1 protein-coding gene is annotated in these 16,046 nt (G+C 74.4%); it reads left to right on the top strand.

Annotation, left to right across the window (positions count from 1 at the left end; genetic code table 11):
• Positions 1-6: 6 nt before the first annotated feature.
• Complete coding sequence (locus tag IZR01_RS52140) at positions 7-16,032, top strand: type I polyketide synthase (RefSeq protein ID WP_194923337.1); 16,026 nt, start codon at positions 7-9, stop codon at positions 16,030-16,032.
• Positions 16,033-16,046: the final 14 nt, after the last annotated feature.

Below are 16,046 nucleotides of genomic sequence, written 5' to 3'. Positions count from 1 at the left end.
TGCAAAGTGACGGATGAGGAAAAACTTCGCGATTACCTCAAGCAGGTGACCGCCAAGCTGCGGCAGACTCGTCAGCGGCTTCGTGAGGAGAAGGAGCGCGCGGCCGAGCCGATCGCGATCGTCTCCATGGGCTGCCGGTACCCCGGCGGGGTGCGCAGCCCGGAGGACCTGTGGCAGCTGCTGTCCGCGGGCGGCGACGCCATCGTGCCGTTCCCCACGGACCGGGGCTGGGACGTCGAGGGACTGTTCGACCCGGACCCCGACAAGCCCGGCACCTCCTACGTCGCCTCAGGCGGCTTCTTGCAGGGCGTTGCGGACTTCGATCCGGCGTTCTTCGGGATCAGCCCGCGCGAGGCGCTGGCCATGGACCCGCAGCAGCGCTTGCTGCTGGAGGTGTCCTGGGAGGCGCTGGAGCGGGCCGGTATCGCCCCGGCCTCGCTGCGCGGCTCGGCCACCGGTGTCTTCGCCGGCGCCTTCGCCTCCGGCTACGGCGCCGACCTCGCGGGCACCGCCTCCGAGGGCTACCTGATGACCGGTGTGTCCACCAGCGTGCTCTCCGGCCGCGTCTCCTACACCCTGGGCCTGGAGGGCCCGGCGGTGACGATCGACACCGCGTGCTCCTCCTCGCTGGTCGCGATGCACCTGGCCTGCCGGGCGCTGCGGGTCGGCGAGTGCGACCTGGCCCTGGCCGGCGGCACGACGGTGCTGTCCACCCCGGCGGTGTTCGTCGGGTTCTCCCGGCAGCGCGGCGTGTCGGCGGACGGCCGCTGCCGGTCGTTCAGTGCGGACGCCGATGGTTCGGGCTGGGCCGAGGGTGCGGGTGTCGTCGTCCTCGAACGGCTCTCGGACGCCCGCCGCAACGGGCACCAGGTGCTCGCCGTGGTCGCCGGCAGCGCACTGAATCAGGACGGCGCGTCCAACGGTCTGACCGCGCCGAACGGCCCCTCGCAGCAGCGGGTCATCCACGCCGCGCTCCAGAACGCCGGGGTCGGTCCCGACGACGTGGACGCGGTGGAGGCGCACGGCTCGGCGACCACCCTCGGCGACCCGATCGAGGCGCAGGCGCTGCTGGCCACCTACGGCCGGCGCCGGAGCGCGGAGCGGCCGCTGTGGCTGGGCGCGGTCAAGTCCAACATCGGGCACTCCCAGTGCGCCGCCGGCGTGGCCGGGATCATCAAGATGGTCCTCGCGCTCCAGAACGAGGAACTGCCGCGCACGCTGCACTCCGAGCAGCCCTCGCACCTGATCGACTGGTCGGCCGGGAACGTCAAGCTGCTGACCGAGGCGCGGCCGTGGCCCGCCGGGGAGAAGCCGCGCCGGGCCGGGGTCTCCTCGTTCGGCATCAGCGGGACCAACGCGCACATCATCCTCGCCGACCCGCCCGCGCCGAGCGCGGCCGAGCCGGATGAGGACCCTGAGAACCCCGGCTCGGCGTCGCTCGCGGCCGCGGAGCCGACCGACGACCGTCCCGCGGTGCTGGCCTCGCCGAGCCCGGTGTGGGTGGTTTCGGGGCGTACCGAGACGGCGTTGCGGGCGCAGGCCGGTCGGCTGCGGGAGTTCGCAGTGGCGCGGCCGGAACTGGACCCGCGGGATGTGGGTTACTCGCTCGCCGCGACGCGGTCGGTGTTCGAGCACCGCGCTGTGGTGCTCGGGTCGTACCCGGAGTCGTTGGCGGCGGTGGCGACTGGTCAGGCTGCTGATGCGGTGGTCTCCGGTGTCGTGTCGGACGCTGGCGCGGGCCGGTCGGTGTTCGTGTTCCCGGGTCAGGGTGCGCAGTTCGCCGGTATGGGTCGTGAGCTGCTGGAGTCGTCTCCGGTCTTTGCGGCGCGGATGGCCGAGTGCGCAGACGCCTTGGCCCCGTTGGTGTCGTGGTCGCTGTTGGATGTGGTGGCCGGGGCCGATGGCGCGCCTTCGCTTGATGCGGCTGAGGTTTTCCAGCCGGTGCTGTGGGCGATTCTTGTGTCCCTGGCTGCGGTCTGGCAGGCGGCCGGGGTGGTTCCGGATGCGGTGATCGGTCATTCGCAGGGCGAGATCGCGGCTGCGACGGTCGCCGGGGCGTTGTCGTTGGAGGACGCGGCGCGGGTTGTCGTCGTCCGGTCGCGAGCCCTGTCCTCGCTGAACGCGACAGGCGCGATGGTTTCCGTCGTCATGCCCGAGGAGCGTGTCAGGGAGCTGATCGCGGGTCGTGAGGGGCTGGCGATCGCGGCGGTGAATTCGCCTGCCGCGACTGTTGTCTCGGGTGATCCGGCGTCGGTGGACGCTTTCGAGGCGGAGCTGGCTAAGAAGCGCGTGCTGCGGTGGCGGCTGCCGGTGGTGGACTATGTCGCGCACTCGGCTGGTGCGGATGCGCTTGAAAGCGTGCTGGCTGAAGGTCTTTCCGGGATCGGGCCGCAGGCGGCTCGGATCCCGATGCTGTCGACGGTGACCGGCAGCTGGATTGAGGGCACTGAGCTCACCGGCGGCTACTGGTTCGCGAACGTCCGCGACACCGTCCGCTTCGCCGACGCCGTCCGGACCTTGGCGGGCAGTGGCTATCGCAACTTCATCGAGGTCTCGGCGCAGCCGGTGCTGACCGCGGCGGTCTCGGAGACCGCCGAGGACGCCGGGCACGACCTCGACCTGGTCACCGGGACCGTCGAGCGGGAAGACCCGGGCGCCGAGCGGCTGATCCGGGCCTTCGCCGCCGCGTTCGCCGCCGGTGTCGGCGTCGACTGGTCCGCGATCGTCCCGGGGCGGCCCGTGGGGCTGCCCACGTATGTCTTCCAGCGGCAGCGGTTCTGGCCGGAGCCGAACCCGGCGTCGGCCCTCGCCGTCCAGTCCGGGGTCGGCCCGGCCGAGACGGTCGACGCGCGGTTCTGGGCCGCCGTCGAGCGCGGGGACCTGGCGGCGCTGGCGGACACCCTCGACGTCGGCGACCGCGACCGGCTCGGCGAGGTCGTGCCCGCCCTGGCCGCGTGGCGCCGCCGCGAGCGGGACCGGGCGGCGACCGAGGCGTGGCGCTACCGGATCGACTGGAAGCTGCTCACCGACCCCGCGTCCTCGATGCTGTCGGGGACCTGGCTGCTCGCCGCGCCGGCGGATGTCCGGCCGGATCTGGTCGCGGCGACCGGGGAGGCGTTGGCTGCCCGTGGCGCCCAGGTGTCGTCGGTGGTCCTCGATGTCCTCGGCGACGCGGGCACCGATCGCGCGGTGCTGGGCGCTCTGATCGAGGCGGCGCTGGGAGATCGTTCTGAGGCGATCGCCGGTGTGGTCTCGTTGTTGGCGCTGGACGAGCGTGCGCTGCCGAGCCGGCAGGATGTCCCGGCCGCTCTGGCCGGAACGCTGGGCTTGGTCCAGGCGCTCGGCGACGTCGGCGTACAGGCTCCGCTGTGGGTCCTGACCAGCGGTGCCGTCGCCACCGGGGCGAACGATCCGCGGACCAGCCCGGTGCAGGCCCAGATCTGGGGCCTCGGCCGGGTCGCAGCCCTCGAACACCCCGAGCGCTGGGGCGGTCTGGTCGACCTGCCCGCGGTGCTCGACGACCGCGCCGCCGCCCGGCTGTGCGGGGTGCTGGCCGCCACCGACACCGGATCGGGCGTCGAGGACCAGGTCGCGATCCGGGCCACCGGGGTCTCCGCCCGCCGCCTGAGCCGCGCCGCCGAGCGCCGGGGCGGCACCGGATCCTGGACGCCGCGCGGCACGATCCTGGTCACCGGCGGCACCGGAGCGGTCGCCGGCCACGTCGCCGGCTGGCTCGCCGAGCGCGGCGCCCCGCGGATCGTGCTGACCGGCCGCACCGGTCCGGCGGCTGCCGGGGTGGCCCGTTCGGCGGCGCTGCTGGCCTCGCGCGGCTCCGCGGTCGAGGTCGTGTCCTGCGATGTCGCCGACCGCGACCGGACCGCCGGGCTGCTGGACCGCATCGCGGCCACCGACTCCGCGCTGAGCGCGGTGGTCCACACCGCGGGCGTCGTCCAGTCGACGGCGCTCGCCGACACCACGACCGACGCCCTGGCCTCCGCGCTGCGCGCCAAGGCGGTCGGCGCGACCGTCCTGGACGAGCTGACCGCCGGGCTGGACCTGGACGCGTTCGTGGTCTTCTCCTCGATCGCCGCGACGTGGGGCAGCGGCACCCAGGCCGGGTACTCGGCGGCCAACGCCCACCTCGACGCGCTGGTCCAGGACCGGCGCTCGCGCGGCCTGGCGGCCACCTCGATGGCCTGGGGCCCGTGGGGCGGCGGCGGCATGACCGAGGCCGAGGGCGCCCGGTACCTGGAGCGCCGCGGACTCCGGCTGATGGAGCCGGCGACGCTGGTCCGGCTGCTGGGCGAGGCCCTGGACGCCGGCGAGGACCTGCTCACCGTGGCCGACGTCGACTGGGCCAAGTTCGCCCCGGCCTTCAGCCTGCGCCGGGTCAGCACCTTGATCGGCGACCTCCCCGAGGTGCGGAGCGCCTTGGCCGCCGACGCCGACGCCGATGCCGAGCGTACCGGTCCGGCCGGTGTTCTTGAGCCGACCGGCCTGGGCCGGCGGTTGGCCGGGCTGTCCCGCGCCGACCAGGACCGGCTGCTGGTCGACCTGGTGCGGACCGAGGCGGCCGGCGTGCTCGGCCACACCTCGACCGAGGCCGTGCCGGCCGGCCGGGCGTTCAGCGATCTCGGCTTCGACTCGCTGACCGCCGTGGAACTGCGGAACCGGCTGAACGCCGAGACCGGTCTGCGGCTGCCCGCCACGCTGCTGTTCGACCATCCGAACCCGGCCGCCGTCGCCGAATTCCTGCGCACGCGGCTCGGCGGCACACCGGCCGCCGATCCGGTGACGCCGGTCCCGCAGCCGTTCGGGGCCGCGGCCGACGACGACCCGATCGTCATCGTGGCGATGGCCTGCCGCTACCCGGGCGGGGTGCGCACTCCGGAAGACCTGTGGCAGCTGGTGGACGCCGGCGCCGACACGGTCGCGGAGTTCCCCCGGGACCGGGGCTGGAACATCGAAGAGATCTACCATCCCGATCCGGCACACCCGGGCACCTCGTATGTGAAGGCCGGCGGTTTCGCCCAGGGAGTCGCCGACTTCGACGCCGCCTTCTACGGGATCAGCCCGCGCGAGGCGATCGCCATGGACCCGCAGCAGCGGCTGCTCCTGGACACCTCCTGGGAGGCGTTCGAACGGGCCGGCCTGGACCCGGTCGCGCTGCGCGGCACCCAGACCGGCGTCTTCGTCGGCGCCTCGCCGTCCGGTTACAGTGCCAGCCTCGGCGACCTGGACGGGCACATGATCACCGGCAACGCCGCCAGCGTGCTGTCCGGCCGGGTGTCCTACGCGCTGGGCCTGGTCGGTCCGGCGGTGACGATCGACACCGCGTGTTCCTCCGCGCTGGTGGCCCTGCACCTGGCCGCGCAGGCCTTGCGCAACGGCGAGTGCGCGCTGGCGCTGGCCGGCGGGGTGTGGGTGACGGCCAACCCGGCCGTGTTCATCGGCTTCAGCCAGACCCAGGGCCTGGCCCCGGACGGCCGCTGCAAGGCGTTCTCCGACTCCGCAGACGGCATGGGTATCGGCGAGGGCGTCGGCATGCTGCTGCTGGAGCGGCTGTCCGACGCCCGCCGCAACGGGCACGAGGTGCTGGCGGTGGTCCGCGGTAGCGCGATCAACCAAGACGGCGCTTCCAACGGTCTGACCGCCCCGAACGGCCCGTCGCAGCAGCGGGTCATCCGCGCCGCGCTGGCCGCCGCCGGGCTGTCCGGGGACGAGGTGGACGCGGTCGAGGCGCACGGCACCGGCACGGTGCTCGGCGACCCGATCGAGGCCCAGGCGCTGCTGGCCACCTACGGCCTGGACCACGAAGCCGACCGGCCGCTGTGGCTGGGCTCGGTGAAGTCGAACATCGGCCACTCCCAGGCCGCCGCCGGCGTCGCCGGGGTGATCAAGATGGTGATGGCGATCCGCAACGGCGTGCTGCCGCGGACCCTGCACGCCCAGACCCCCTCGTCGCACGTGGACTGGACGGCCGGGAACGTCAGGCTGCTGAGCGAGCCGGTCGCCTGGCCGGCCGTGGACCGGCCGCGCCGGGCCGGGGTCTCGGCGTTCGGCATGAGCGGTACGAACGTCCACACCATCATCGAGCAGGCGCCGGCCGAGGAGCCGGCGGCCGAACCGGCCGACCTGGGCATCGGCGGTCCGGCCGAGCCCGCAGGCCCGGCGTCCGCCGCCGTGGTCCCGGCCGAGCCGCTGGTGACCGGGGTGACGCCGTGGCTCGTCTCCTCCCGCACCGCTGACGGCCTGTCGGCGCAGGCGACCCGGCTCGCCCGGTTCCTGGCCGGCGCGGACGGCGCGGACGCGGACCCGCGGGACGTCGGCTGGTCCCTGGCCACCACGAGATCGCTGTTCGAGCACCGCGCCATCGTGCTGGGCGCCGATCGCACCGAGGCACTGGCCGGGCTGGACGCCCTCGCCGAGGGCCGCGGCCTGTCGACTGTCATGACCGGTGTCGCCGGTGATGTCGGGAAGACGGTGTTCGTGTTCCCGGGTCAGGGGGCGCAGTGGGTTGGTATGGGTCGGGAGTTGTTGGTGTCCTGCCCGGTTTTTGCGGCGCGGATGGCGGAGTGTGCGGCGGCGTTGGCTCCTCTGGTGTCGTGGTCGTTGCTGGATGTGGTGAACGGGGTTGAGGGTGCGCCGTCGTTGGATGCGGCTGAGGTTGTGCAGCCGGTGTTGTGGGCGGTGATGGTGTCGTTGGCTGCGATCTGGCAGGCGGCTGGCGTCACACCGGATGCGGTGGTTGGTCACTCGCAGGGCGAGATCGCGGCGGCGACGGTCGCCGGTGCGTTGTCTCTCGCTGATGCGGCGCGGGTGGTCGTGGTGCGGTCTCGGGCCTTGTCCGGCCTGAACACCGCGGGCGCGATGGTCTCGGTGGTGATGGGTGAGGAGCGGGTTCGTGGGCTGATGGAGCCGTGGGGTGAGCGGCTTTCGGTGGCTGCGGTGAATGGTCCGGCGGCGACGGTGGTGTCGGGTGAGCCGGAGGCTGTTTCCGAGTTCGAGGCGGAGTTGGCTGCGCAGCGGATGATGCGCTGGCGCGTTCCGCAGACGGACTTCGTGGCGCATTCGGCCGGGGTCCAGACGCTGGAATCGGCGTTGGCGAGAGACCTGGCCGACGTGGTGCCTGACGCGGGCCGGGTGCCGTTCTTCTCCACGGCCCTGTCCCGGTGGGTCCCCGGTAGCGAGCTGGATGCGGGCTACTGGTTCGCCAACGTCCGCAACACGGTCCGGTTCGCTGACGCGATCCGCGATCTGGCGAACGAAGGCTTCTATTCGTTCATCGAGGTGTCTCCGCATCCGACGCTGGAGGGCGCGGTCGCGGATGTCTTCGAGGAGACCGGTATCGCGGTCACCCCGGTGGTCTCCGGAACTACGCACCAGGACAACAGCGGCGCGGTCCAGATCCTCTCGGTGATGGCGCGGGCCTTCGGCAAGGGCGTCGCCGTGGACTGGGCCAAGGTCCTCGGCGGCGGGCGGCGGATCGCGTTGCCCACCTACGCCTTCCAGGGACGCCGGCTCTGGCCGGCCCCGCTGACGTCGCAGGGCTCTGTCCTCCCGGCTGGAGCCGACGGATCGGGCCTGCCCGCCGAATCCGAGTTCTGGGCCGCCGTCGAAGGCGGCGACCTGCGAGTCCTGGCCGACACCCTGGCCGTGGACGGGACCCGCTCCTTCGACGAGATCGTCCCGGCGCTGGCCGCCTGGCGGCGCCGGGAACGGGAACGGGCCGCCATCGACAACTGGCGGTACCGGGTGTGGTGGTCCCCGGTCGCCGACCCGCAGGACGTGCGCCTGGACGGCCGGTGGCTGATCGTGGCGCCGGAGACCGAAGCGGAGACCGCCGCCGAGACGGCGCGGGCGCTCGCCGGCCATGGTGCGCAGACCGTCGTGATCGACGGCGACACCGACCGCGCGGCGCTGGTGGAGCGGATCACCGAAGCCGAGGCCGGGACTCCGGTGTCCGGCGTGGTATCGCTGCTCGCCCTGGATGAGACGCCGCTGGCCGACCAGCCCGAGGTCTCCCGCGGTCTGGCCGCGACGCTGACCCTGGTCCAGGCGCTCGGCGATATCGGCGCCGACGCCCCGCTGTGGGTGCTGACCCGCGGCGCGGTCGCCACCGGGGCCGGCGAGGCGCTGGCCAACCCGGTCCAGGCCCAGGCTTGGGGCCTGGGCCGGGTGGTGGCCCTGGAGCACCGGGACCGCTGGGGCGGCCTGATCGACCTGCCCGCCGGGCTGGACGACAGGGCCGCGAACCGGCTGTGCGCGGTGCTGGCCGGCTGTGAGGAGGACCAGGTCGCGGTGCGCGGCTCGGGCATCCTGGCCCGGCGGCTGGGGCACGCGCCGCTGGCGCGGACCGTCGCCGACGACTGGTCGCCGCGCGGCAGTGTCCTGATCACCGGCGGCACCGGCGCCCTCGCCGGACACCTGGCCGGCTGGCTGGCCGACCTGGGCGCGCCGCGAGTGGTGCTGACCAGCCGGTCGGGTCCGGTCGCGACCGGGGTCGCGGGCCTGGCCGCGCAGGTGGCCGAGCGCGGCGCGGCGGTGGCGGTCCTGACTGCCGACGTCGGCCGCCGGGAAGCGGTGGCCGGTCTGCTCGCGCGGATCGGCGCGGACGGCCCGGCGCTGTCCACGATCCTGCACACCGCCGGCATCCTGGACGACGGCCTGCTGGACGGCCTGGACGCCGCCCGCCTGGCCTCGGTCCTGACGGCCAAGGCCACCGGCGCGGCGCACCTGCACGAGCTGACCGCCGATCAGGACCTTGACGCCTTCGTGCTGTTCTCGTCCGCCGCCGCCACGCTGGGCGGAGCGGGCCAGGGCAACTACGCCGCCGCGAACGCCTACCTGGACGCGCTGGCCGAACACCGGGCGGCGCAGGGCCTGGCCGCGCTGTCCGTGGCCTACGGCCCCTGGGCCGGCGGCGGTGTCGCCGAGGCCAACGACGCGGTCCGGCAGCGCATGCGGCGCGGCGCGCTGCCGCCGATGGACCCGGAGCCGGCGCTCAAGGCCCTGGGCCAGGCGCTGGCCGAGGGCGACCCGCTGCTGGCGGTGATGGACGTGGACTGGCCGCAGTTCGCCGCCGCGCCCAGCCCGTTCGTCCGGGATCTGCCCGAGGTGGTGGCCGCCCAGCAGGAACAGGGCGCCACCGGCGCGGACTCCGGCCCGCAGACCGCCCTGGACCGCGGTGAACTGGCCGAGCGGCTCGGCGGCCAGCCGGTGGCCGAGCAGGAGCGGGCGCTGATCGACCTGATCCGCACCGGTGTGGCCATCGTCCTGTCCCACGACTCGGCGGACGCCGTCGACGCCGAGCGGGCCTTCGCCGACCTCGGCTTCGACTCGCTGACCACGCTGGAGATGCGCCAGCAGGTCAGCCGGGTGACCGGGCTGCGGCTGCCGGCCACGCTGCTGTTCGACTACCCGACCCCGCTGGTGCTGGCGCGGTATCTGCGCACTGAGATGTTCGGGGCGGCGGAGGCCGAGCCGGCCACGGCCGCGAACCCGCCGGCGGCCCCGGCCGGACCGGCCACGGACCAGGACGTCGACCCGATCGTGATCGTGGCGATGAGCTGCCGGTACCCCGGCGACGTCCGGGACCCGGAGGGCTTCTGGCGGCTGCTGTCCACCGGGACCGACGCGGTCTCGGACCTGCCGCGGGACCGGGAGTGGCCGCTGGACCTGATCTACGACGCCGACTCGACCCGCGAGGGCACCTCCTACGTGCGCGGCGGCGGCTTCGTCGGCGCGGCCACGGACTTCGACGCCGCGTTCTTCGGGATCAGCCCGCGCGAGGCGCTGGCGATGGACCCGCAGCAGCGGATGTTGCTCGAAGTGTCCTGGGAGGCGCTGGAGCGGGCCGGGCTCGATCCCCGCGCCCTGCGGGGCAGCCGGACCGGCGTGTTCGTCGGCGGTGCGACGTCCAACTACGGCGTCGGACTCCAGGCGGCGTTGCAGGGGACCGGCGGGCTGGAAGGCCACCTGATGACCGGCAATGCGACCAGCGTGCTGTCCGGGCGGGTGTCCTACGTGTTCGGGCTCGAAGGCCCGGCCGTGACCGTGGACACCGCCTGCTCGTCCTCGCTGGTCACCATCCACCTCGCGGCCCAGGCGCTGCGCTCCGGCGAATGCGCCCTGGCCCTGGCCGGCGGCGTCACGATCATGGCGACCCCCGGCGACCTGGTGTCGTTCTCCCGGCAGCGGGGCCTGGCCCCCGACGGCCGCAGCAAGGCGTTCTCGGCGACGGCCGACGGCATGGGCATGGCCGAGGGCGTCGGCATGGTGGTGCTGGAGCGGCTGAGCGACGCGCGACGCAACGGGCATCAGGTCCTTGCGGTGGTCCGGGGCAGCGCGATCAACCAGGACGGCGCCTCCAACGGTCTGACCGCCCCGAACGGCCCCTCCCAGCAGCGGGTCATCCGCGCCGCGCTGTCCGTGGCCGGGCTCTCGGTCGCCGACGTGGACGTGGTCGAGGCGCACGGCACCGGGACCGAACTCGGCGACCCGATCGAGGCCGGCGCGCTGATGGCGACCTACGGCCGCGACCGGCCCGAGGACCGGCCGCTGTGGCTGGGCTCGGTGAAGTCGAACATCGGCCACACCCAGGCCGCGGCCGGCGCCGCCGGCGTGATCAAGATGGTCCTGGCGCTCCAGAACCGGACGCTGCCGCAGACCCTGCACATCACCGAGCCCTCGCCGCACATCGACTGGGACGCGGGCAACGTCAGGCTGCTGACCGAGCCGGTGCCGTGGCCGGCGTCCGGGCGTCCGCGGCGGGCCGGGGTGTCCTCGTTCGGGATCAGCGGGACGAACGCGCACGTGATCCTGGAGGAGCCGCCGGTCATCGAGGGTTCGACGGTTGATGCCGGTACCGGGGCTGATCCGGTGGTCGATGGTGTGGTGCCGTGGCTGGTGTCGGGCCGTTCGGATGCGGCGTTGTGTTCGCAGGCTGAGCGGTTGCGGGAGTCGGCTGTGGCGCGCCCTGACATCGACGTGCGCGACGTGGCGTGGTCCTTGGCCGCTACCCGCTCGGTGTTCGAGCACCGGGCAGTGGTGGTCGGATCGGCCCGCCAGGAACTGGCAGCCGGCTTGGCCGCAGTGGCGACCGGCCAGACCGCCGGTTCGGTAGTGGCCGGCTCGACGTCGGTGTCTGGCCGATCGGTGTTCGTGTTCCCGGGCCAGGGCGCGCAGTGGGCCGGTATGGGCCGCGAGCTGGCCCAGTCTTCGCCGGTGTTCGCTGACCGCCTCGCTGAGTGCGGCCGTGCCCTGGCACCATTCGTGGACTGGTCCCTGGACGAGGTTCTGGCTGATCCGGCCGCACTTGAGGCCGTGGATGTCGTGCAGCCGGCCTTGTGGGCGGTGATGGTGTCGCTGGCCGCCGTATGGCAGGCCGCCGGGGTCGTCCCGGATGCGGTGGTCGGCCATTCCCAAGGCGAGATCGCTGCTGCGACTGTCGCCGGTGCGTTGTCTTTGGAAGATGGCGCGCGGGTGGTCGCCCTGCGCAGTCGTGCGCTTCGCGTGTTGGCCGGCGCGGGCGGGATGGTCTCCGTAGCCGAGCCGGTCGAGGCGGTACGAGCTCGTATCGCAGGCTTCGGCGACCGCCTCTCGATCGCCGTGGTCAATGGCCCCTCGGCGACAGTCGTGTCGGGTGAGCCCGAGGCGCTGTCCGAACTCCTCGCGGCTTGTGAGGCCGACGAAGTTCGGGCCCGTCGTATCCCCGTCGACTACGCCTCACACAGCGCCCAGGTCGACCAGCTGCGCGACGAGATCACCGCCGCGCTCGCCCCGATCGCCCCCGGCCGGCTGGCCATTCCGCTGGTCTCGGCCGTCTCCGGCGAGTGGCTTCAGGGCCCTGAGCTGGGCGCCGGTTACTGGTTCGACAGCCTGCGCGCGACGGTCGAGTTCGACCGGGCCGTGCGCGCCCTGGCCGACTCCGGGCACGAGATCTTCCTGGAGATGTCGCCGCATCCGGTGCTCACCGCCCCGGTCACCGAGACGCTGGAACATGCCGGCGCCCCCGACGCGCTGGTCTGCGGCTCGCTGCGGCGCGACGACGGCGGCCCGGAGCGGCTGCTGGCCTCGTTCGCCGAGGCGTGGGTGCGCGGTGTCGACGTCGACTGGCCGGCGGTCGTCGGCGCGAGCCGCCGGGTGCAGCTGCCCACCTACGCGTTCCAGTCGGAGCGCTTCTGGCCGGTGCCGGTGCCACGCCGTCCCGACGCCTCGTCGATCGGCCTGGACACCACGGACCATCCGCTGCTGGCGGCGGCCGTGGACCTGGCCGCCGGCGGTGGCCTGTTGGTGACCGGCCTGCTGGCGCCGAGCTTGCAGCCCTGGCTCGCCGATCACGCCGTGGGCGGCGTGGTGCTGTTGCCCGGAACGGGCTTCGTGGAGATGGCGGTCCGGGCCGGCGACGTCGCGGGCTGCCCCCGGCTGGACGAGCTGACCCTGGAGACCCCGCTGGTGCTGCCGGCCGGGACGGCCGGGGTGCAGGTCCAGGTGCGGGTGGCCGACGCGGACGCCGAGGGCTACCGCACGCTGGAGATCCACTCCCGGCCCGTCGACGCCGACGAGCTGACCGGCTGGACCCGGCACGCCACCGGCCTGCTGGCCCCGGTGGTCGGCCCCGGCACGGTGGAGGGCCTGGCGGCCTGGCCGCCGGCCGACGCCACGCCGGTCCCGGTGGACGGCTTCTACGAGCGGCTGACCGAGTCCGGGTACGGATACGGCCCGGTCTTCCGCGGCCTGCACGCGGTGTGGCGGCGCGGCACCGAGGTGTTCGCCGAGGTCCGGCTGCCGGACCAGGCGGCCGCCGAGGCCGCGGCGTTCGGCCTGCACCCGGCGTTGCTGGACGCCGTCCTGCACGCCTCGATGCTGGCCGGACCCGTGGTCCGGGAAGCCGGCCCGGGGGAGATCCTGCTGCCGTTCGCCTGGCAGGGGGTGACGCTGCACGCCTCCGGCGCCACCGCGCTGCGGGTGCGGCTCGGCGTGGACGCCAAGGGAACCGGGCTGACGCTGGCGGTCGCCGACGACACCGGGCTGCCGGTGCTGTCGGTGGAGTCGATGGTGTCGCTGCCGGTGCCGGCGGCGCGGCTGGGCGCGGCCACCGGCCCGACCCGGGACGGGCTGTTCAGCCTGGACTGGACCCCGGTCGCCGAGGACGCCCCGGCCGGGCGCATGGTCCTGGTCGGTCCGGACCGGCACCACCTGGCCGCCGACATCCCGTTCACCGGGACGTTCCCGGACCTGGCCGCGCTGGTCGCGGCGATCCGGGACGGCGCGCCGGTGCCCGACACCGTGCTGGCCGCGGTCGGCAGCCAGAGCGGCGGCCAGAGCGACAACCCGGCCGACGAAGCCGCCGCCGCCCGCCGGGCCACCACCGACGCCCTGGCCCTGGCCCAGCATTGGCTCACCGCCGACGAACTGCTGTCGGCCCGCCTGGTCCTGGTGACCCGCGGCGCGGTCGCGACCGGCCCCGGCGATTTCGTCGGCGACCTGGGCGGCGCCGCCCTGTGGGGCCTGATCCGCTCGGCGCAGTCCGAGAACCCGGACCGACTGGTCCTGGCCGACCTGCCGAACGAAGGCTCGGACGGGGTCTGCACGCTCCTGGCGGCGCTCGGTTCGGTTGAACCGGAGCTGGCCGTGCGGGCCGGGATCGTGCTGGCCCGGCGGCTGTCCCGGCCGTTCGGCACGCTGGTGCCGCCGGCCGCCGGGCCCTGGCGCCTGGCGGTGCTCAACCGCGGCACCCTGGACGGCCTGGGCCTGGTCGAACACCCGGCGGCGCTGGAACCGCTGGGCCCGGGCCGGATCCGGGTCGCGGTCCGCGCGGCCGGGGTGAACTTCCGCGACGTCATGGCCACGCTCGACCTGCTGCCGCTGGAGCTGGACCCGGACCGCGGGCAGCTGGGCAGCGAGGTCGCCGGGGTGGTCACCGAGATCGGTGGCGCGGTGACCGGGATCGCGGTCGGTGACCGGGTGCTCGGCATGGCGACCGGTGCCGTCGGGCCGGTGGCCGTGCTCGACGCGCGGCTGGTGGCCCCCGTCCCGGCAGGGCTCACCCACGCCCAGGCCGCGGCCGTCCCGGTCGCCTACGTGACCGCCCGGTACGGCCTGGTCGACCTGGCCGGGGCCCGGGCCGGTCAGCGGATCCTGATCCACGCCGCGGCCGGCGGGGTCGGGATGGCCGCGGTCCACCTGGCCCGGCATCTGGGCCTGGAGGTGTTCGCCACCGCCAGCCCGGCCAAGTGGGACGCGTTGCGGGCTCTGGGCCTGGACGACGATCACCTCGCGTCCTCCCGGGACGCCGGCTTCCAGGAGAAGTTCGCGGCCGTCACCGCGGATCAGGGCATGGACATCGTCCTGAACGCTCTGGCCGGTGAGCTGACCGACGCCTCGCTGCGGCTGCTGCCGCGCGGCGGCGCGTTCATCGAGATGGGCAAGACCGACATCCGGGACGCCGAGCAGGTGGCCGCCGACCATCCCGGCGTCCGTTACCGGGCCTTCTCCACCGCCGAGGCCGGACCGGACCGGCTGGGCGAGCTGCTGGCCGAGATCACCTCTTTGCTGGCGGCCGGGAGCCTGACGGCTCTGCCGGTGCGGTGCTGGGATGTGCGCCGCGCGCCCGACGCGCTGCGTTTCATGAGCCAGGCCCGGCAGATCGGCAAGATCGTGCTGACGGTGCCGACCACGCCGCGCCGCGACGGCACGGTCCTGCTCACCGGTGGCACCGGGACGCTGGCGGCTCTGGTCGCCGGGCACCTGGCCGGCTCCGGCCGGGCCGGCCGGCTGGTCCTGGCCAGCCGCTCGGGCCCGGCGGCTCCGGCGGTCGCGGCGCTGGCCGCGCGGCTGGCCGACAGCGGGGCCGCGGCCTCGGTGGTGTCCTGCGACACCGCCGATCGCGACGCGCTGGCCGCCGTGCTGGCCGCGGTGCCCGCCGACCGGCCGCTGACCTCGGTGGTGCACCTGGCCGGCGTCCTGGACGACGGCGTGGTCACCTCGCTGACCGAGGACCGGGTGGCGGCGGTGATGCGGCCCAAGGCCGACGCCGCCTGGCACCTGCACGAGCTGACGGCGGGCCTGGACCTGGACGCCTTCGTGATGTTCTCCTCGGCGGCGGCCGCGTTCGGCGGCTCGGGCCAGGGCAACTACGCCGCGGCCAACGCCTTCCTGGACGGCCTGGCCGCGCGCCGCCGCAGCTCCGGTCTGGCCGCCGTGGCCCTGGACTGGGGGCTGTGGGCCCAGGCCAGTGCCCTGACCGGCGATCTGAGTGCCGAACAGCGGAGCCGGATGAACCGCGGCGGGATGACCGCCCTGGACGCCGCGCAGGGCCTGGCCCTGTTCGACGCCGCGCTGGAGCGGGACGAGGCGCTGTTGGTGACGGCGCTGCTGGACGTGCCCGGCATGCGGGCCCGGGCCGGCCGCGGCGAGCCGGTGCCGGCGCTGTGGCGGGGCCTGGCCGGCGGCCCGGCGCGGCCGGCGGCCGGCGGCGCCCCGGTGGCCGCGGACCGCTCGATCGTGCAGCAGCTCGGCGGCATGGCCCGGGCCGAGCGCGACCGGATGCTGCTGGAGCTGGTGCGGGCGCACGTCGCCGACGTGCTCGGCCACTCCTCGCGCGAGGCGGTGGAACCGGCGCGGGCGTTCAAGGAGCTCGGCTTCGACTCGCTGACCGCCGTGGAACTGCGCAACCGGCTCAACGCCGCGACCGGGCTGCGGCTGCCCTCGACGCTGGTCTTCGACTGGCCGAGCTCGGCGGCGGTGGCCGAGTACCTGCGGACCCTGATGTTCGACGACGACGATGTCGTCCCGGCCCAGGCGCCCGCGCCGATCTTCGAGGAGCTGGCCCGTCTGGAGACCAGCCTGGCCGGCCTGACCGCCGACTCCGGGACCCGCGACGACGTCACGCGGCGGATCCAGGCCCTGCTGTCCCGCTGGCTCGGGGACCAGGGCGCCCAGCAGGTCCACGAGGCGGTGGTCGATCTCGGCTCCGCCACCCCGGACGAGGTCTTCGACTTCCTGGACCGGGAGTTCGGTGAAAACTAATGGGAGACAGTGCT

Origin of the sequence: Catenulispora pinisilvae, assembly GCF_015356865.1 — a bacterium.
Lineage (GTDB): Bacteria > Actinomycetota > Actinomycetes > Streptomycetales > Catenulisporaceae > Catenulispora > Catenulispora pinisilvae.
This window is presented reverse-complemented; position numbering and strand designations above follow the sequence as displayed.